A 19032-nucleotide genomic window follows, 5' to 3' on the forward strand; every position below is an offset into this window, starting at 1 on the left:
GTTCTTTCTCTCTGTGTCGTCGTCGGCGTTCAGACCGCGGCCGGCGCGGCCTGCGGCGCGGCGGCCAGCGCATGCGGCTCGAGGCCCATGTGCGCGTTGTTGCCGCTGCTCGTGAGTTCGACCTTGCGGTCGTGCAGTTCGGCGAGCGCACGCTTGTATTCGTTCGGGAACACCTTGACGAACTTGGTGCGCGACACGGCCCAGTTGTCGAGCAGTTCGCGCGCGCGCTTGCTGCCGGTCCAGCGGTGGTGTTCTTCGAGCAGCTTCCTGAGCTGGGCCTCGTCGGTTTCGCCGCCATGCCAGACCTTGCGGTGCATGCTGGCCGTCTGCTCGGCCGAGGTCAGCACCTTGTCGAGCGACACCATCGAGAGGTTGCAGCGCGTGGCGAACTGGCCGTCTTCGTCGTAGACGAAAGCCACGCCGCCGCTCATGCCGGCTGCGAAGTTCCGGCCCGTCTTGCCGAGCACCGCGACCGTGCCGCCCGTCATGTATTCGCAGCCATGGTCGCCCGTGCCTTCGACAACGGCCGTGGCACCCGAGAGGCGCACGGCAAAACGCTCGCCGGCCACGCCGCAGAGGTAGGCCTCGCCGGTGGTCGCGCCGTACAGCGCGGTGTTGCCCACGATGGTGTTGCGCACTGCTTCGCCGCGGAAGTCGAGGCTCGGGCGCACCACCACGCGGCCGCCCGACAGGCCCTTGCCGGTGTAGTCGTTGGCATCGCCGATCAGGTAGAGCGTGATGCCGCGCGCGAGAAACGCGCCGAACGACTGGCCGCCCGTGCCTTCGAGCTGGATGCGGATGGAGTCGTCGGGCAGGCCCTGCGGATGCACCTTGGTCAGCGCGCCCGAGAGCATGGCGCCCACCGAGCGGTTGACGTTGCGCGCCACCTCGATGAACTGCACCTTCTCGCCCCGCTCGATGGCCGGACGCGACTTTTCGATCAGCTTCACATCGAGCGCCTTGTCCAGGCCGTGGTCCTGGTTCTCGACGTGGAAGCGCGGCACGTCGGCCGGCACGATCGGCAGCGCGAACAGGCGGCTGAAGTCCAGGCCGGACGCCTTCCAGTGCTCGATGCCCTTGCGCATGTCGAGCAGGTCGGCGCGGCCGATCAGGTCGTCGAACTTGCGGATGCCGAGCTGGGCCATGATCTGGCGCACTTCCTCGGCCACGAAGAAGAAGTAGTTGACGACGTGCTCGGGCTTGCCCGAGAACTTCTTGCGCAGGATCGGGTCCTGCGTGGCCACGCCCACCGGGCAGGTGTTCAGGTGGCACTTGCGCATCATGATGCAGCCCTCGACCACCAGCGGGGCGGTGGCAAAGCCGAATTCGTCGGCGCCCAGCAGCGCGCCGATGGCGACGTCGCGGCCGGTCTTCATCTGGCCGTCGGCCTGCACGCGGATGCGGCTGCGCAGGCGGTTGAGCACCAGCGTCTGCTGCGTTTCGGCCAGGCCGATTTCCCACGGGCTGCCCGCGTGCTTGATCGACGACCAGGGCGATGCGCCCGTGCCGCCGTCGTGGCCCGCGATCACCACGTGGTCGCTCTTGCACTTGGCCACGCCGGCCGCGATGGTGCCCACGCCGATTTCGCTCACCAGCTTGACGCTGATGCTCGCGTGCGGCGCGGCGTTCTTCAGGTCGTGGATCAACTGCGCGAGATCTTCGATCGAGTAGATGTCGTGATGCGGCGGCGGCGAGATCAGGCCCACGCCCGGCACCGCATAGCGCTGCTTGCCGATGTACTCGGTGACCTTGCCGCCTGGCAGCTGGCCGCCCTCGCCCGGCTTGGCGCCCTGCGCCATCTTGATCTGGATCTGGTCGGCCGAATGCAGGTACTCGGCCGTGACGCCGAAGCGGCCCGACGCCACCTGCTTGATGCGCGAACGCAGCGAGTCGCCGTCCTTCAGGGGCAGGTCGACTTCGACGTTGGCCGCGCCGATCACGCTCTTGAGCGTGTCGCCCTGCTTGATCGGAATGCCCTTGAGTTCGTTGCGGTAGCGCGCCGGGTCTTCGCCACCCTCGCCCGTGTTGCTCTTGCCGCCGATGCGGTTCATGGCAATCGCGAGCGTGGAGTGCGCCTCGGTGCTGATCGAACCGAGCGACATCGCGCCGGTGGCAAAGCGCTTGACGATCTCGGCAGCCGCCTCGACCTCGTCCACCGGAATGGCCTTGGCCGGATCGAGCTTGAATTCGAACAGGCCGCGCAGCGTGAGATGGCGGCGGTTCTGGTCGTTGATGAGCTGCGCGAATTCCTTGTAGGTGTTCCAGTTGTTGGCGCGCGTGCTGTGCTGCAGCTTGGCAATGGCGTCGGGCGTCCACATGTGCTCTTCGCCGCGCGTGCGCCAGGCGTATTCGCCGCCGGCGTCGAGCATGTTGGAGAGCACCGGGTCGTCGCCGAACGCGGCCTTGTGCATGCGGATGGCTTCCTCGGCGATCTCGAACACGCCGATGCCCTCGACGCGGCTGGCGGTGCCGGTGAAGTACTTGTTGACCGTCTCGGTGTTGAGGCCGATGGCTTCGAACAGCTGCGCGCCGCAGTAGCTCATGTAGGTGCTGACACCCATCTTCGACATGATCTTCGACAGGCCCTTGCCGATGGCCTTGACGTAGTTGTAGACCGCCTTCTCCGCGCTCATGTCGCCCGGCAGGTCGGCATGCATGGCCGCCAGCGTTTCCATGGCGAGGTAGGGGTGCACGGCTTCCGCGCCGTAGCCCGCGAGCACGCCGAAGTGATGCACTTCGCGCGCCGAGCCGGTTTCCACCACCAGGCCGGCCGTGGTGCGCAGGCCTTCCCGGACCAGATACTGATGAACAGCGGAGAGCGCCAGCACGGCGGGAATGGCCACCTGCGTGGGGCTCACGCCGCGGTCGCTCACGATCAGGATGTTGTGGCCGCCCTTGATGGCGTCCACCGCTTCGGCGCACAGCGAGGCCAGCTTGGCTTCGACACCCTCGTCGCCCCAGGCGAGCGGGTAGGTGATGTCGAGCGCGTAGCTCTTGAACTTGCCCTGAGTGTACTTGCCGATGTCGCGCAGCTTGGCCATGTCGGCAAAGTCGAGGATCGGCTGGCTCACTTCGAGCCGCATCGGCGGGTTGACCTGGTTGATGTCCAGCAGGTTGGGCTTGGGGCCGATGAAGGACACCAGCGACATCACGATGGCCTCGCGGATCGGGTCGATCGGCGGGTTGGTCACTTGCGCGAACAACTGCTTGAAGTAGTTGTAGAGCGGCTTGTTCTTGTTGGAGAGCACGGCCAGCGGGCTGTCGTTGCCCATGGAGCCGATGCCCTCTTCGCCGGCCTGCGCCATCGGGCTCATCAGGAACTTGATGTCTTCCTGGGTGTAGCCGAAGGCCTGCTGGCGGTCGAGCAGCGCAACCTGTGAGAGCGGCGCGGGGACCGGCTCGGCCTCGACGCTGTCGAGCTTGATGCGCAGGTTCTCGATCCACTGCTTGTAGGGCTTGCTGTTGGCGAGGGTGGCCTTGACCTCCTCGTCGTCGATCATGCGGCCCTGCTCCAGGTCGATCAGGAACATCTTGCCGGGCTGCAGCCGCCACTTGCGCACGATCTTCTGCTCGGGCACCGGCAGCACGCCCGATTCCGAGGCCATGATGACCAGATCGTCGTCGGTCACGCAGTAGCGCGACGGGCGCAGGCCGTTGCGGTCGAGCGTGGCGCCGATCTGGCGGCCGTCGGTGAACACGATGGAAGCCGGGCCGTCCCACGGCTCGAGCATGGCGGCGTGGTATTCGTAGAACGCGCGGCGGCGCGGGTCCATGGTGGCGTGCTGTTCCCAGGGTTCGGGAATCATCATCATCACGGCCTGGCTGATGGGGTAGCCGGCCATCGTCAGCAGTTCGAGGCAGTTGTCGAAGGTGGCGGTGTCGGACTGGCCGGCGAAGCTGATCGGGTAGAGCTTCTGCAGGTCGGCGCCCAGCACGGGCGACGACATCACGCCTTCGCGCGCCTTCATCCAGTTGTAGTTGCCCTTGACCGTGTTGATTTCGCCGTTGTGGGCGACATAGCGGTACGGGTGGGCCAGCGGCCACTCGGGGAAGGTGTTGGTCGAGAAGCGCTGGTGCACCAGGCCCAGGGCCGAGACGCAGCGCTTGTCCTGCAGGTCGAGGTAGTAGGTGCCGACCTGGTCGGCGAGCAGCAGGCCCTTGTAGACCACGGTGCGGCTCGACATGCTCGGAACGTAGTATTCCTTGCTGTGCTTGAGCTTCAGGCGCTGGATGTTGGCGCTGGCGGTCTTGCGGATCACATAGAGCTTGCGTTCCAGCGCATCCTGCACGATCACGTCGTTGCCGCGGCCGATGAACACCTGGCGCAGCAGCGGCTCCTTGGCGCGCACCGTGGGCGACATGGGCATGTCGCGGTTCACCGGCACGTCGCGCCAGCCCAGCAGCACCTGGCCTTCGGCCTTGATGGCGCGTTCCATTTCCTGCTCGCAGGCTTCGCGCGAGGCGTGCTCCTTGGGCAGGAAGATCATGCCGACGCCGTATTCGCCAGGAGGAGGCAGTGTGACGCCCTGCCTGGCCATTTCTTCGCGATAGAGGCGGTCGGGCAGCTGGATCAGGATGCCGGCGCCGTCGCCCATCAGCTTGTCAGCGCCCACTGCGCCGCGATGGTCGAGGTTTTCGAGGATCTTCAGGCCCTGCAGCACGATGGCATGGCTCTTCTCGCCTTTGATGTGCGCGACGAAGCCGACGCCGCAGGCATCGTGTTCATCGGCACCGGAATACAGACCGTGTTGTTGGAGATGTTCGATCTCGGCAGCCGTCGTCATGGCGCACTCCTTCAGTTTTTCGCAGGGATGAGAAGGATATTGCGATGCACAAAGAATGCCAAACACTTTAAACGGGGTCAGATTCCAATTAAATCCCGACTCTTATGGTCAGAATAAAATTGGGGACACATTAATGAAGATGCGAAAGCTCCACTCATCGTCCCGCGGCGGGAAGCTTCAGCTCAGGAATCGGAGGCCGATGGCGGACGCCCGGCCTTGGCTTTGGCGACGCGGCGCTCGGTCGCCTTCTGAAGCGACGCAAGAAAATCCGCATCGCCGGCCGCCCAGCCGCGCAAGGTGGCTTCGGTCAGTGTGCCCTGGTCGGCCGCGCGCACGCCGGCACGCACCAGTTCGACGTAGGCCGCCTCGCGGGCAAAAGGCGTGTTGCCCAGTTCCCAGTACAGCGGATGCGGCGTCAGCAGCTTGTCGTGCCGCAGGCCCGCATAGTGCCCATGGCTGGACCATGGAAAGTCGCGCGCGTCCGACACCAGGCCGGCCCGCACGGGATTGAGGTCGATGTAGGCCATGCAGGTGAGCAGGTAGCGGTCGGTCTGGATCAATGTCGATCGGTAGCGCCCCTCCCACAGGGTGCCGCTGCGGCCGTGGCGATCGTTGAAATAGCGCACGTAGCTGCGCCCCACCGCCTGCATGAACTGCGGCAGCCCGGTGGTCGTGTCGGGCGTTGCCAGCAGATGGAAATGGTTGTCCATCAGCACATAGGCATGCAGCGCCACGCCGAAGCGCGGGGCTGCGTCTGCCAGCAGGCCAAGCAGACGCTCGTGGTCGGCGCGGTCGATGAAGATCGCCTGGCGGTTGTTGCCGCGCTGGATCACATGGTGCGGCAGGCCGGCGAGTGTGAGGCGGGGCAGACGGGCCATGGCGTGACGAGACGAGACGTGACGCGATGCGCTTCAGCGAAATCTCAGGGCAGGCGAAACCGCGTCTCGCCCAGGGTGTCGAGCCCGAACTGCGACAGCAGCTCGCCGAGCCGTGCGGCCGCTGCGGCCTTGCGCTGCCCGGTGTGGCGCGCCAGGATCAGCTCGTTCTTCATGCTGTGCTCCCAGCCCACCAGTTCGGTGACGGTGACGCTGTAGCCGTTGGCCTCGAGGTACAGGCAGCGCAGCACGTTGGTGAGCTGGCTGCCGATTTCGCGCGTGTGCAGCGGATGGCGCCAGAGTTCGGCCAATGGCGTGCGCGACAGGGCCAGCGCCTTGGTTTCGCGCAGGCATGCCGCTACCTCGGCCTGGCAGCAGGGCACCAGCACCATGCAGCGCGCCTTCTTGGCGAGCCCGAAGGCGATCGCGTCGTCGGTGGCCGTGTCGCAGGCATGCAGCGCAGTGACCACGTCGATGCGCTCCGGCAGCTCGCTCGCCTGGGCCGATTCGGCCACGGTGAGGTTCAGGAAGGACATCCGGTCGAAGCCCAGCTGCCGCGCCAAGGCGCGCGATTTCTCGACCAGCTCGCTGCGCGTCTCGATGCCGTAGACATGGCCGCCCTGGCGCGAGCGGAAGAACAGATCGTAGATGATGAAGCCAAGGTACGACTTGCCGGCGCCATGGTCGGCCAGCGTGGCCTCGGCACCGCCTTCCGGCAGTTCGCGCAGCAGCTGCTCGATGAACTGGAACAGGTGGTAGACCTGCTTGAGCTTGCGCCGCGAATCCTGGTTGAGCCGGCCTTCGCGCGTGAGGATGTGCAGTTCCTTCAGCAGCTCGATGGACTGGCCCGGACGCAGCACCTCGGCCAGCTCGGCCTCGGCCTTGGTGGTCTTGGCCGTCTTCACGGCCCTGGTCGCTGGTGCGTTCATGGCCGGGCGCTCCCGGGGCCCACGTCCAGCGCAGCCCAGCCGTCCGGCCCCAGCGCCTCGAGCGTCTCGATGTTGCGTTCGAAGATGGCTTCGGCCTCTGGAAAGGCCTCGACCGCGCGGCTCACGCTGTCTTCGCGCAGCAAGTGCAGCGTGGGGTACGGCGCGCGGTTGGTGGCGTTGGCGATGTCGTCGGCGTCGGTGCCTGCGAACTGGAACCGCGGATGAAAGCTCGCGAGTTGAAACACGCCGTCGAAGCCCGCGCGCGCGAGCCTGCGTTCGGCGCGCGCCGTGAAATCGTTGAAGTCCAGAAAATCCGCCAAGGTATTGGGTGCTGTCAGCAAGGTGGTGTCGCGCACGGAGGCATCGAGCGCAGCGAGTTCATTGGCCTCTGCAAGGAGCATGTCGATCAGCGCGGATTCGTCAGCGGGCAGGTACACGGCATGGTGGATCTGCCCCTTCACGTGCACCGCTTTCGCGAACGGGCACAGGTTGAGCCCGATCACCGCGCGTTCGAGCCAGCGCCGCATGTCGGCTTCGGCCTGGATGGCATCGATTGTCGCCGCGCCGGTCATCCCACCTCCGCCGAAGGGCGTATTTCGCCGAGGCGCCGCGCCAGGGCCATGCCGGCCAGCGAGCATGCCAGCGTGGCGGTCCAGGTCCAGTGCCAGCCGCCGGCACGCAAGGCCACCCACGCTACCGCCGGCGGCGCCAGGAATTGGCCCAGGGAAGACGCCTGCTGCATGAGTCCGACGGTGGTGGAAACCGTGGACCGACCGGGCGCCAGGCGGACGCCGAGCAGGAAAAGGGTCGCCGGCACCATCCCGCCGCACAGGGAGAAGACGCAGACCGCGGCATAGCGAAGCACCGGCGGCAGACCGAGTGCGTCGGCGCCCTGCCCGATCTGCGCGAAGGCTGCAAAGCCGCCCAGCGCCATGGCCAGGAAACCCCATTGGAGCAAGCGCTCGGGTGCAACGCCGCGCTGCAGCCAGCGGCCGCCCGCGACATTGCCGACGATGTTCATCGCCGCCGCCACGGCGGTGAGCACCGCACTCCAGCCGGCCGGTATGCCGGCGCCGGCGTAGATGGCCGGGAGAAAGCCGATCACCGCCATCCACTGGGCCGAATACACCGCAAAGGTCAGCGCGATCATCCAGGGCCCGGGCGCGCCGACCGTGGCGCGCAAGCGCGACGGCCATCCGCCGGCCGTGCTGCCCTCCACGCCCGCCGCAGCCGAACGCAACGCATCCGCGGGCACCACCAGCCACAGCCAGAGCGCCGCGGCGGCCGAAACGGCCGACAGCGTCCACCACCAGTCGGCCCATCCGCCCCAGGCGATCAGCGCCGGCCCGAAGAGCAGCGCAAGCGCGACGCCCAGCGGCATGTAGGCGCCCCATACGCCGAGCGCCGCCTTGTCCGCGCCCGGCGGCGTCAGGGCGCGGATCAGCCCCGGCCCCGGCATGACCGCCAGCAGAAAGCCGATGCCTTCGAGCGCGCGCAGGCCGAGCAGCCATTGCACCGCAAAGGCGCCGCCCAGGAGCCCTGCGCCGACCGCGCCGCCCAGCAGGCTCGCCATCGTCAGCACCAGCAGGCCGGTCAGCATGCTGCGGCGCAAGCCGATCGTGTCGGCCGCGAGCCCGGCGATCAACCCCAGGCTCATGCTCGCCACCTGCACCAGCGACAGCAGGAATCCGGCCTCGACCAGGTCGATGCCGAGCGACGCCTGCAGGGCCGGCACGGCAGGCGGCAGCTTGCCCAGGTGCAGCGCTGCGCTGACCCCGCCCAGCACCACGGCGAAGGCAGCGGCGGGAACGCGAGCGGACGAGACGGCTGTTGCGCTCATCCAATGCCCCGCCGGCCGGTCAGCCGTTCATGCTCGCGCATGGCGAAGCGGTCGGTCATGCCGGCGATGTAGTCGGCCACGGCGCGATGCCGGCCGCGGCGCTCTGCGTAGGAGCCGGGCATCTCGGCCCCGCGCTCCAGATAGGCCTCGAACAGTTCGCGCACCACCTGCTGCGCCTGGTCGGTGGTCTGCCTCACCTGCGGATGGCGATAGAGGTTGCGGAACAGAAAGGCCTTGAGCTCGTTGGACTGCGCCTGCATGGTTTCGCTGAATGCAACGAGGGGCGGCGCGTTGCGCACGCCGTCGGCATCGGCCGGCTTCACTGTTTCCAGGGCCGCACGGGTGGCGTCGATCACATCGTAGACCTGGGCGCTCAGCATGCGCCGGATGGTTTCGTAGAGCACACGCCGCCCTCCCAGCTGGGGGTATTCGGCCAGCGCCTCGCGGCGGTAGCGCTCGAAGAGCTCCACCTGGCCGAGCTGCTCGACGTTGATGAGCCCGGAGCGCACGCCGTCGTCGATGTCGTGCGCGTTGTAGGCAATTGCGTCGGCCAGGTTGCAAAGCTGCGCTTCGAGGCCCGGCTGGGTGCGGTCCAGGAAGCGGCGCGCCACGCCGTTGGGCTCGCCGGCTTCCAGCCGCTCGGCATTGGCGCGCGAGCAGTGCTTGAGGATGCCCTCGCGGGTCTCGAAGCTGAGATTCAGTCCGTCGTACTGCGGATAGCGATGTTCCAGGGCGTCGACCACGCGCAGGCTCTGCAGGTTGTGCTCGAAGCCGCCATGGCCTTCCATGCATGCGTTGAGCGCATCCTGCCCCGCATGGCCGAACGGCGTGTGGCCGAGGTCGTGCGCGAGGGCGATCGCTTCGACCAGGTCCTCGTTGATGCGCAGGGCGCGGGCGATGGAGCGGCCCAGTTGGGCGACTTCGAGCGAATGCGTGAGCCGGGTGCGGAACAGGTCGCCTTCATGGTTCAGGAAAACCTGTGTCTTGTAGACCAGCCGCCGAAACGCGGTGGAATGCACGATGCGGTCGCGGTCGCGCTGGAAGGCATCGCGCGTGGGCGCCGGCGGCTCGGCATGGCGCCTCCCGCGCGAGCGCGCCGGGTGGCAGGCATAGGCCGCAAGGCTCACTGAGGCACCCCTGGCGATCCGTTCACTGATGCACTCTCGGCGCGGCGCTCATTCCGCCTGGCAGCACCGCGCGAGCACTTCGCGCACCAGCGCATCGGGCGCGCTGCTGACAGCCGCGGAGCCCGGCTTGTCGATCACCACGAAGCGGATCTCGCCGGCTTCGGACTTCTTGTCGATCCGCATCAATTCGAGATAGCGCTCCGCTCCCAGCGCCGGCCCGACGGTCGGCAGGCCGGCGCGTTCGATCAGCCGCGTGAGTCGCTCGACGAACGCCGCATCGACGCCGCCGAGCCGCTGCGACAGGTGCGCCGCCATCACCATGCCGCAGCCGACCGCTTCGCCATGCAGCCACTCGCCGTAGCCCAGGCCCGACTCGATGGCGTGGCCGAAGGTGTGGCCGAAGTTGAGGATGGCCCGCACGCCGGTCTCGCGCTCGTCCTGGCCGACGACCAGCGCCTTGATCTCGCAGCTGCGCTTGACCGCATGGGCCAGCGCGGCGGGCTCCCGCGCCACGAGGGCATCGATGTTCGCCTCGATCCAGTCGAAGAAGGCCATGTCGTGGATCGGGCCGTACTTGATGACCTCGGCCAGGCCGGCGCTCAGCTCGCGCGGCGGCAGCGTCTGCAGCGTGCCCAGGTCGCACACCACGAGCTGCGGCTGGTAGAACGCGCCGATCATGTTCTTGCCGAGCGGGTGGTTGATGGCGGTCTTGCCGCCGACCGACGAATCGACCTGCGCCAGCAGCGTGGTCGGAACCTGCACAAAGGGCACGCCGCGCATGTAGCTGGCGGCGGCAAAGCCAGCCATGTCGCCCACCACGCCGCCGCCCAGGGCGAACAGCACGGTCTTGCGGTCGCTGCCGTGGCCGAGCAAGGCATCGAAGATCAGATTCAGGGTCTGCAGGTTCTTGTGCACCTCGCCGTCGGGCAGTTCGAGCAGGTGCACGGTGCGAAAGCGGCCGGCCAGCGCGGCGCGCAAGGCCTTGGCGTAGAGCGGCGCCACGGTGGTGTTGCTGACGATCAGCGCGCTGGCGGCCGCGGGCACGGCGGCAAAGCTCTGGGGGTCGTCCAGCAGGCCGGCGCCGATCAGGATCGGGTAGCTGCGCTCGCCGAGCTGAATGTCGACGCGTTCTGGCGGTGCGGAAGGTGCGGGCAATGGCATGGCAGCGAGTTTAGGCGCTGCGAGCCGGCGCTTCAGTCGGAGGGCTCTTCCGGCTGGCTGCCCGGCACCACGATGCCGGCGAGCTCCAGCTGCATCACGATGATGTTCACCAGCATGGCGATCGAGGGGCGCCCGGTATCGACCACTTCATGGGCCGTCTCGCGGTAGAGCGGATCGCGCGCATCGTGCAGTTCGCGCAGCCGGCCCAGCGGGTCGGCCACCTGCAGCAGGGGCCGCTTGACATCGTGGCGCAGGCGCCGGAACAGGTCCTCGGGCGAGGAGCGCAGGTAGATCACGTGGAAGCGGTCCCGCAGCTGCTTGCGGTTGGCCTCCCGCAGGACGGCGCCGCCCCCCGTGGCCAACACGCCGTGGGGCTGGGCGGCAAGGTCGGCGATGACCGTCTGCTCGAGGTCCCGGAAGGCGATTTCACCCTCCCGCTCGAAGAAATCGCGGATCGAGCAGCCGATGCGCTGCTCGATCACGTGATCGGTATCGACGAAGGGAAGGTTCAGGCGTGCGCCCAAACGCCGGCCCACTGCGGACTTGCCGGCGCCGGGCAACCCGACGAGTGCGACCGCCACGCGGTGGCTGCTACGCCCGCGCGTCAGCGCGCGGCGTTGCGGTCGGTAATCATCTTCGGAGTGATAAAGACGAGCATTTCGGTCTTGTTGGCAACGCGTTCGCGCTTGCGGAACAGTGCCCCCAGGTAGGGCACTTCACCCAGCACCGGCACGCGCGACTCGTCATTGGTTTCGGTAAGTTCGAAGATACCACCGATGACGACCGTGCCGCCGTTCTCGACCAGCACCTCGGTCTGCACATGCTTGGTGTTGATGGCCGGGCCCGCCGAGGTGTTGACGCCGCGGGCGTCCTTGCTCACGTCGAGCGTGAGAATGATGTTGCCTTCGGGCGTGATCTGCGGCGTGACTTCGAGCTTCAGCACCGCCTTGCGGAACGAGATCGAGGTGGCGCCGCTGGAGGTTGCCTGCTGGTAGGGAATTTCCTCGCCCTGCTCGATCAGCGCCTTGGTCTGGTCCGCCGTGATGACGCGCGGGCTGGACACCAGCTTGCCCTTGCCGTCGGCTTCGAGCGCCGAGATCTCGAGGTTCAGCATGCGCGACAAGCTCGAGTTGAACAGCGAGATCGCGAAGGTGCCCGGCGCGTTGCCGGTGCCGCCGGCGTCGCCCGCAGGCAGGTTGATGAAGTTGGAGTTGGTCCAAGTGGCTGCTGCGGCGCCGACGCCGCCGGTGGTGGCGGGCATCACGCCGAAGGTGCCGTACGCCGGATTGCCGTTGGCCGACGCGACGCGTTCGCGGGAGATACCGCCGCCGAGCCGCACGCCCAGCGACTTGCCGAAGGTGTCGGAGGCTTCCACGATGCGGGCTTCGATCAGCACCTGGCGCACCGGAATGTCGAGCTTCTGGATCAGGTCGGCCACTTGTGCGAGGCGTGAGGGAATGTCCGACACGAACAGCTGGTTGGTGCGCGCCTCCGCGATCACGCTGCCGCGCGGGCTCAGGATGCGCGTGGTGGTGCCGGAGCCGCCACCGCCGCCGGCCGAGGCGCCGGTTCCGGTCAACCCCTGGGCAATGGCGATCGCCTTGGTGTAGTTGAGCTGGAACGACTGGGTGCGCACCGGCTCGAGGTTCTCGATCGCGGCCTTGGCTTCGAATTCGAGCTTTTCCTTGGCGTTGATTTCATCCTTGGGCGCGATCCACAGCACGCTGCCGTTCTTGCGCATGCCCAGGTTCTTGGCCTGCATGATGATGTCGAGGGCTTGGTCCCAGGGCACGTCCTTCAGCCGCAGCGTCAGCGCGCCGGAGACCGAGTCGGAGGTCACGATGTTGAAGTTCGTGAAGTCGGCAATCACCTGCAGCAGCGAGCGGATCTCGATGTTCTGGAAGTTCAGCGACAGCTTCTCGCCGTTGTAGCCCACGCCCTGCGTCAGCTTGGCCGGATCCACCTTGCGTGCGCGAAGCTCCACCACGAACTGGTTTTCGCTCTGATAGGCGCTGTGCTCCCAGTCGCCCTTGGCCTCGATCGTCATGCGCACGCGGTCGCCCGACTGTTGCGAGGTGATCAGCTGGACCGGGGTGTTGAAGTCGGCCACGTCGAGGCGGCGGCGCAGCCCCTCGGGCAGGGTCGACTTGGTGAACTCGACGACAAGGTTCTTGCCTTGCTGCTTGACGTCCACGCCCACCTGGTTGTTCGGCAGGTCGACGATCACGCGGCCCGTGTTGTCCGCACCCAGGCGGAAGTCGACGTCGCGCAGCGGCAGGGTGTCGCGGTTGCGGTTCTCGGCAAAGACCGTGGGCGTGGACGACGCCAGCGCCGTGCCGGCCACGGGCTCGAGGATCACCAGCAGCGATTTGCCCTGGATCTCGGTCTTGTACGCCGTGGCCTGCTTGAGGTTCAGCACCACCCGGCTGCGCTCGCCGGCCTGGACCACATTGACGGAACGCAGGTTGCCCTGGTTCACTTCAATGGCCGAGCGTCCGATGGCGTTGGTGACGCCCGGAAAATCGAGCGCGATGCGCGCCGGCGTCTGCACGGCAAAGCCGGTCGGCAAGACCGCGAGCGGCTGGGCGAGATCGATGCGGATCACCTCCGCGCCGGACTGCGTCGAACTGGTCACCGCCTCGATGGCGTTTTGCGCATGGGCCATAGCGAAAGCGCCAAGTGCCAGCAGACCCAGCCCCGCAGCTCGCAGCCGCTGTGCCATCGTTGATTTTTTCTGATTCATTTCGCACTCTCTTGCAGCTGCAATGTCGCCACGCGTTCGATCCATTCACCGGCGGCGTCCTGCACGATTTCACGCAGGGCGACTTCGGTTTCGTTGATACGGGTAATGCGCCCGTAGTTGAGCCCCAGGTACTCGCCGACGCGCACCTTGTAGAGCAGCTTGTCGACACGAACCAGCGCCACTGGCTGGCCGTGGCGGTTCATGCTGCCCACCATGGCCATCGCGTCGAGCGGGAAGGCTTCGAGCGCTTCCTTGCGGCGCGCCAGCTCGGGCGCGATCAGCTCCGACGTGCTGGGCTGGTTCGAGTCGCGGCGCAGCGCCTGGGTCAGCTTCAGCAGGTTGAACGGCTCGAACGCCGATCCTTCGGTATAGGCCTGGGGCGTGAATTTCTTGGGTTCCGTGATCGGCGGCACCGTGGGCTTCACCTGGGCGCGCTGCTCGACCATCCAGCGGCGCAGGTCTTCCTGCTCCGAATCGGCGCAGGCGCTCAGGCCCAGGGCGGCCACGACCAGCCACAGGAGGTTGGCGGTCGTCCTCATTTCTTCGCCTTCGGCGCCGCGGCGCGTTTCTGGGCCGCCCGCTCTTCGTCATCGAGATAGCGGTAAGTGCGTGCCGTGGCATCCATCGTGAGGGTGCCGTCCTTGTCTTTTTGCTGCGGAGTGATCGTGAGGTTGTTCAGCGTCACGATGCGCGACAGGCTCGCAACGTCGGCCGCGAAAGAGCCGATGTCGTGGTAGCGGCCGGTCACGCGCACGGCGATCGGCAGTTCCGCGTAGTAGTCCTTCACCGAAACCTGGCCCGGGCGGAACAGTTCGAACTGCAGGCTGCGTCCGAGCCCGGCCTGGTTGATGTCGGACAGCAATGCGTCCATTTCCGCCTTGCTGGGCAGCTGCTTCTCGAGCAGCGTCACATATTGCTGCACCTGCTCGCGCTGCTTCTTCAGCAGATCGAGATTGGCGGCAAGCGCCACCTTCTTCTGGTAGTCGGCCCGCAGCGTGACTTCCTTGGCGCGCTCGCTCTCGAGCTCGTCGTTGGAATTGGTCAGCCACAGGAACCACATGCCGGCGAGCACCAGCGCGGTCACCGCCAGGCACAAGGCGTAGCGGGGCACCGGCGGCCAGGCGGACGGATCGTTCGGGTTCAGGTTGCGGAACTGGTCGCCGAAGCTGCGCAGCGCCGCGCCGACGTCGATTTTTTGAGAGGGGCGATTGCTTGCCATGATCCGTCTACCCCTTGGCTGGCGCCGCTGCGGCCAGGGCCTTGTCGGCTGCGGCCTTCTGCGCGTCGGTCGGCCGCTTGAGGCCGATGCGCATCGTGAAGTTCGCCACGCGGCGCTGGTCGCGCTGACTCAGGCTCACCGTCGCGGAAGTGATTTCGACCAGCTCGGGCTTGACCAGCCACGGGCTGTTGTTGCCCAGGTTGCGCAGCAGTTCCGAGACGCGTTCGTTCGACTGCGCCATGCCCTGCAGCGTGACGGTCTGGTTGTCCTGCTTCATGCTGGTCAGGTAGACGCCGTCGGGCAGCTGGCGGACCAGTTCGTTGAGCAGGTGCACCGGCAGGTTGCGGTCGCCCTGGAGGTCTTCGACCGCCTGCTGGCGTGCGCGCAGCGCGGCAATTTCTTCCTGCAGGGTCGAGATTTCCTTGATTTCGACTTCGAGCTTGGTGATCTCGGTCTTCAGGAAATTGTTCTTGGTTTGCTGGGCCGAGATCTGCGCCTCGAACCAGAGATAGCCCAGGCCGGCGATCAGGACGCCCAGCACTGCGGCTGCGCCCAGAGTGCCGTAGAAGGCTTCGCGGCGCCGCTTGCGCGCGGCTTCGCGATGCGGAAGCAGATTGATGAGGATCACTGCACGAACCTCCGCATGGCCAGGCCGCAAGAAGTCAGATAGGACGGCGCCTCGCGCCGAACCTTCTTCTCGCGGATGTTCGGACCCAGTTCCATGCCGTCGAACGGGTTCACGAGCGAGCAGGCGAACGAGGTCTGGCGCGTCACGGCGCTGGTCAGGCTGGGCAAGGAGGCCGATCCGCCGGCCAACAGCACGTAGTCCACGCGGTTGTGGGGCGTGCTGGTGAAGAAGAACTGCAGCGCACGGGCGATTTCCTGCGCGATGCTTTCCACGAAGGGCTTCAGGACGCCCGAGCCGTAGTCGTCGGGCAGATCGCCGCTGCGCTTCTTGGCTTCGGCCTCTTCGGCCGAGAAACCATACTGGCGCACGATCAGCTGGGTCAGCTGCGCGCCGCCGAAGGCCTGGTCGCGGTCGTACAGCACTTCCTGGTTGCGCAGCACCTGCATGCTGGTGGTGAAAGCACCCACTTCGAAAAGCGCCACGACGGCATCGAGGCCCTTGCCCGGCAATTGCTCGATCAGGCGAGCGGTCGCGAGGCGGGAGGCATAAGACTCGACGTCGAGGATCACCGCCTTCAGACCGGCCGCCTCGGCCAGGCCTTCGCGGTCCTGGACCTTTTCCTTGCGGGACGCGGCAATCAGCACCTCGACATCGCCGGCAGAGGCGGTGCTCTGCCCGGTGACGCAGAAATCGAGGCTGACTTCATCGAGCGAAAACGGGATGTACTGGTTGGCTTCGGACTCGACCTGGATTTCGAGTTCCTGCTCGCTCATGCCGCCAGGAAGAATGATCTTCTTGGTGATGACCGCCGAGGGAGGCAGCGCCAGCGCGACGTTGCGGGTGCGGGTGCCGCTCTTGCGCACGACGCGGCGGACGGCTTCGGCCACTTCGTCGAACTTCTCGACGTTGCCGTCAGTGATCCAGCCCCGTTCCAGGGGTTCGATCGCGCAGCGCTCGAGAACCAGCTTGCCACTGGCCTCACGGCCGAGCTCGACCAGCTTCACGCTGGAAGAGCTGACATCCAGGCCGAGCATGGGGGCGTTCTGTCGGCGAAACAATGATCCGAAAGCAGCCAAGTTAGGTCCCTTTACCCCTGCATTTGTAACTAATGGAAAAATTTGCGTTCGGTTGCATGCTAGCAGCAGGCGTAGCGGCAACCAAGCAACCCACGTCGGCAAAATGGCAGACCGTTGTCAAAAGCTGACGCTGAAGCCACATTTGGTAACTTTTGGTTTAGCCCGCAACGATGCACCCAAGTTCCGCCCGTGGCAAGGGGCCGGCTTTTTATAATGTGCGGTGACTCTCCGGGCCCACATGCAAGAAACTTCACGCCTCAAAGGGCCAGCCAAGACCCCTCCCCCCGCACGCCCAGCCTGGCTGAAATGGCTGCTGCGCTTCATGGTCTGGGGATTGGGCATTGCCGCAGCCGGTGTTCTGGCGTTGCTGTGCGTGATCGCCGTCGCCCTGGCCGTCGCCTACCCGAACCTTCCCGACATCTCCGAGCTGTCGGACTACCGGCCGAAGCTGCCGCTGCGGGTTTTCTCCGCGGAAGGCATCCTGATCGGCGAATTCGGCGAAGAGCGCCGCAACCTGACCCCGATCGCGGCAATCCCCAAGCTCGTGAAGGAGGCGGTGCTGGCGGCCGAAGACACGCGCTTCTACGATCACGGCGGCGTCGACTACAAGGGCATGGTGCGCGCCGGCCTGGCCAACATGAACCGCGTGAAGAGCCAGGGCGCGTCGACCATCACGATGCAGGTGGCGCGCAATGTCTACCTGAGTTCCGAGAAAACGCTCACGCGCAAGATCTACGAGGTGCTGCTCACCTTCAAGCTGGAGCACCTGCTCACCAAGGACCAGATCTTCGAGATCTACCTGAACCAGATCTATCTCGGCAACCGCGCATACGGCTTCGCGGCGGCCTCGGAGGCGTATTTCGGCAAGCCGCTGCAGGAGCTCTCCATTGCGCAGGCCGCCATGCTGGCCGGCCTGCCGAAGGCGCCGGGGGCCAACAACCCCGTCAACAACCCGCAGCGGGCGCGCGGACGCCAGTTCTATGTGATCGACCGCATGCAGGACGCAGGCTTCATCACCGCCGAGCAGGCGGCCGAGGCCAAGAAGGAAGAACTGCACCTGCGCGACGCGGCCGACCCGAACCGCCTGCATGCCGAATACGTGGCCGAAACCGTGCGCCAGCTGATGTATGCGCAATATGGCGACAGCACCTACACGCGCGGGCTCAAGGTGTACACCTCGCTGGTGGCGGCCGACCAGGCCGCGGCATACAAGGCCCTGCGCAAGGGCATCATGGATTACGAGCGCCGCCAGATCTACCGCGGCCCCGAGAAATTCGTCGAGCTGCCCAACGACCCGAAGGAGCTCGACGACGCAGTGGACGACGCCCTGACCGACCATCCCGACAACGGCGACGTGATGGCGGCCGTGGTGCTCAAGGCCAACGCCCGCGAAATCTCGGCCGTGCGCGGCAATGGCGACCCGGTGCAGATCACGGGCGATGGCCTCAAGCCCGCGCAGTCCGGCCTTTCCGACAAGGCACCGCCCAACATCAAGATTCGGCGCGGCGCGGTGATCCGCGTGGTGAAGACGCCCAAGAACACCTGGGAAATCACTCAGCTGCCCGAAGTGGAAGGCGCCTTCGTCGCCATGGACCCGCGCGACGGCGCCATCAAGGCGCTGGTGGGCGGATTCGACTTCGGCAAGAACAAGTTCAACCACGTGACGCAGGCCTGGCGCCAGCCGGGTTCGAGCTTCAAGCCTTTCATCTATTCGGCGGCGCTCGAGAAGGGCTTCACGCCGGCCACGGTCATCAACGATGGTCCACTCTTCTTCGATGCCGGCACCACCGGCGGCCAGCCCTGGGAGCCCAAGAACTACGGCGGAGGCTACGACGGCCCGATGTCGATGCGCACCGCGCTGATGAAGTCGAAGAACCTGGTGTCGATCCGCATCCTGCAATCGATCGGCACGCGCTACGCCCAGGAATGGATCACCAATTTCGGCTTCGACAAGGACAAGCACCCGGCCTACCTGCCCATGGCGCTGGGCGCCGGCTCGGTCACGCCAATGCAGATGGCCACGGCCTATTCGGTGTTCGCCAACGGCGGCTACAAGGTCAATCCGTATCTGGTGACCCGCATCACCGACCACAAGGACCGGGTGCTGGTCGACAAGCAGCCGCCGCTGCTGAACGAAACGATCCGCGCCATCCCTCAGCGCAACGCCTTCATCATGGACACGCTGCTGCAATCCGTGGCGCGCGCCGGCACCGCGGCCAAGGCCCAGGCGATGCTCAAGCGGCCCGACCTCTACGGCAAGACCGGCACCACCAACGACTCGCTCGATGCCTGGTTCGCGGGCTTCCAGCCCACGATGACCGCCATCTCCTGGATCGGCTACGACACGCCGCGCAACCTGGGCGACCGCGAAACCGGTGGCGGGCTGAGCCTGCCGATCTGGATCAGCTACATGGAAACGGCGATCAAGGGCGTGCCCGTGACCGAGCTGTCCGCCACGCCCCCGTCGGGTGTCGTGAGCGTGGGCGGCGAGTGGTACTACGACGACTACGCGCCGGGCCGCGGCGTCTCCAGCCTTGGCGTGGACAGCTCGTCAGCGGCGCCGGCAGAGTCCCTGAGCGGGGTTCCGGTGAGCCCGCCCGCGCCGCCCGAGGAGCGCAACCGCATCCTCGACCTTTTCAGGAACTGAAGA

At 66.5% G+C, this 19032-nt stretch carries 14 protein-coding genes; 1 reads left to right on the plus strand and 13 read right to left on the minus strand.

Annotated elements, in window-relative coordinates; genetic code table 11:
- Positions 1–29: 29 nt before the first annotated feature.
- From QFZ47_RS07410 to QFZ47_RS07470, 13 genes are all read right to left on the minus strand, one after another.
- Positions 30–4784, minus strand: coding sequence for a glutamate synthase-related protein (locus QFZ47_RS07410; RefSeq protein WP_307655027.1), 4755 nt, complete (start codon positions 4782–4784; stop codon positions 30–32).
- A 182-nt stretch (positions 4785–4966) separates the two neighbouring features.
- Complete coding sequence (locus QFZ47_RS07415) at positions 4967–5662, minus strand: transposase (RefSeq protein WP_307655028.1); 696 nt, start codon at positions 5660–5662, stop codon at positions 4967–4969.
- Positions 5663–5706: 44 nt separating this feature from the next.
- Complete coding sequence (locus QFZ47_RS07420) at positions 5707–6588, minus strand: class I SAM-dependent methyltransferase (RefSeq protein ID WP_307655029.1); 882 nt, start codon at positions 6586–6588, stop codon at positions 5707–5709.
- Entirely contained in the window at positions 6585–7160 is a 576-nt protein-coding gene (locus QFZ47_RS07425; RefSeq protein WP_307655030.1) for a DUF1415 domain-containing protein, read from the minus strand. Before QFZ47_RS07425 ends, QFZ47_RS07420 begins: the two co-directional genes overlap by 4 nt.
- Positions 7157–8428, minus strand: a complete 1272-nt coding sequence (locus tag QFZ47_RS07430; protein WP_307655031.1) for an MFS transporter — start codon at positions 8426–8428, stop codon at positions 7157–7159. The genes QFZ47_RS07425 and QFZ47_RS07430 overlap by 4 nt, the downstream gene beginning before the upstream one ends.
- Positions 8425–9555, minus strand: coding sequence for a deoxyguanosinetriphosphate triphosphohydrolase (locus QFZ47_RS07435; RefSeq protein WP_307655032.1), 1131 nt, complete (start codon positions 9553–9555; stop codon positions 8425–8427). The genes QFZ47_RS07430 and QFZ47_RS07435 overlap by 4 nt, the downstream gene beginning before the upstream one ends.
- A gap of 48 nt (positions 9556–9603) precedes the next feature.
- Positions 9604–10716, minus strand: coding sequence for a 3-dehydroquinate synthase (aroB, locus tag QFZ47_RS07440; RefSeq protein WP_307655033.1), 1113 nt, complete (start codon positions 10714–10716; stop codon positions 9604–9606).
- Between the two features lie 32 nt (positions 10717–10748).
- Entirely contained in the window at positions 10749–11297 is a 549-nt protein-coding gene (locus QFZ47_RS07445; protein WP_307655034.1) for a shikimate kinase, read from the minus strand.
- A gap of 23 nt (positions 11298–11320) precedes the next feature.
- Entirely contained in the window at positions 11321–13459 is a 2139-nt protein-coding gene (locus QFZ47_RS07450; RefSeq protein ID WP_307655035.1) for a type IV pilus secretin PilQ, read from the minus strand.
- The gene (locus QFZ47_RS07455; protein WP_307655036.1) at positions 13456–13998 is read right to left on the minus strand and encodes a pilus assembly protein PilP; all 543 of its coding nucleotides are present in this window, start codon (positions 13996–13998) and stop codon (positions 13456–13458) included. Before QFZ47_RS07455 ends, QFZ47_RS07450 begins: the two co-directional genes overlap by 4 nt.
- Positions 13995–14678, minus strand: coding sequence for a type IV pilus inner membrane component PilO (locus QFZ47_RS07460; protein ID WP_307655037.1), 684 nt, complete (start codon positions 14676–14678; stop codon positions 13995–13997). The genes QFZ47_RS07455 and QFZ47_RS07460 overlap by 4 nt, the downstream gene beginning before the upstream one ends.
- Before the next feature lie 7 nt (positions 14679–14685).
- On the minus strand, positions 14686–15306 hold the full coding sequence (locus QFZ47_RS07465) for a PilN domain-containing protein (RefSeq protein ID WP_307655038.1): 621 nt from the start codon (positions 15304–15306) through the stop codon (positions 14686–14688).
- Positions 15303–16382, minus strand: a complete 1080-nt coding sequence (locus QFZ47_RS07470; protein ID WP_012746289.1) for a pilus assembly protein PilM — start codon at positions 16380–16382, stop codon at positions 15303–15305. The genes QFZ47_RS07465 and QFZ47_RS07470 overlap by 4 nt, the downstream gene beginning before the upstream one ends.
- 238 nt (positions 16383–16620) lie before the next feature.
- Here QFZ47_RS07470 and QFZ47_RS07475 point away from each other — a divergent pair, with 238 nt between their 5' ends.
- Entirely contained in the window at positions 16621–19029 is a 2409-nt protein-coding gene (locus QFZ47_RS07475; protein WP_307655039.1) for a penicillin-binding protein 1A, read from the plus strand.
- Positions 19030–19032: the final 3 nt, after the last annotated feature.

It is taken from the genome of Variovorax paradoxus (assembly GCF_030815975.1).
In the GTDB taxonomy this organism is placed as follows: Bacteria; Pseudomonadota; Gammaproteobacteria; order Burkholderiales; family Burkholderiaceae_C; genus Variovorax; species Variovorax paradoxus_N.

What these genes read in the sequence shown, in the direction of transcription:
- aroB (WP_307655033.1), bottom strand. Translation starts at nt 10,716, where the DNA reads ATGCCATTGCCCGCACCTTCCGCACCGCCAGAACGCGTCGACATTCAG.
- QFZ47_RS07475 (WP_307655039.1), top strand. Translation starts at nt 16,621, where the DNA reads ATGCAAGAAACTTCACGCCTCAAAGGGCCAGCCAAGACCCCTCCCCCC.
- QFZ47_RS07420 (WP_307655029.1), bottom strand. Translation starts at nt 6,588, where the DNA reads ATGAACGCACCAGCGACCAGGGCCGTGAAGACGGCCAAGACCACCAAG.
- QFZ47_RS07425 (WP_307655030.1), bottom strand. Translation starts at nt 7,160, where the DNA reads ATGACCGGCGCGGCGACAATCGATGCCATCCAGGCCGAAGCCGACATG.
- QFZ47_RS07460 (WP_307655037.1), bottom strand. Translation starts at nt 14,678, where the DNA reads ATGGCAAGCAATCGCCCCTCTCAAAAAATCGACGTCGGCGCGGCGCTG.
- QFZ47_RS07450 (WP_307655035.1), bottom strand. Translation starts at nt 13,459, where the DNA reads ATGAATCAGAAAAAATCAACGATGGCACAGCGGCTGCGAGCTGCGGGG.
- QFZ47_RS07415 (WP_307655028.1), bottom strand. Translation starts at nt 5,662, where the DNA reads ATGGCCCGTCTGCCCCGCCTCACACTCGCCGGCCTGCCGCACCATGTG.
- QFZ47_RS07430 (WP_307655031.1), bottom strand. Translation starts at nt 8,428, where the DNA reads ATGAGCGCAACAGCCGTCTCGTCCGCTCGCGTTCCCGCCGCTGCCTTC.
- QFZ47_RS07455 (WP_307655036.1), bottom strand. Translation starts at nt 13,998, where the DNA reads ATGAGGACGACCGCCAACCTCCTGTGGCTGGTCGTGGCCGCCCTGGGC.
- QFZ47_RS07410 (WP_307655027.1), bottom strand. Translation starts at nt 4,784, where the DNA reads ATGACGACGGCTGCCGAGATCGAACATCTCCAACAACACGGTCTGTAT.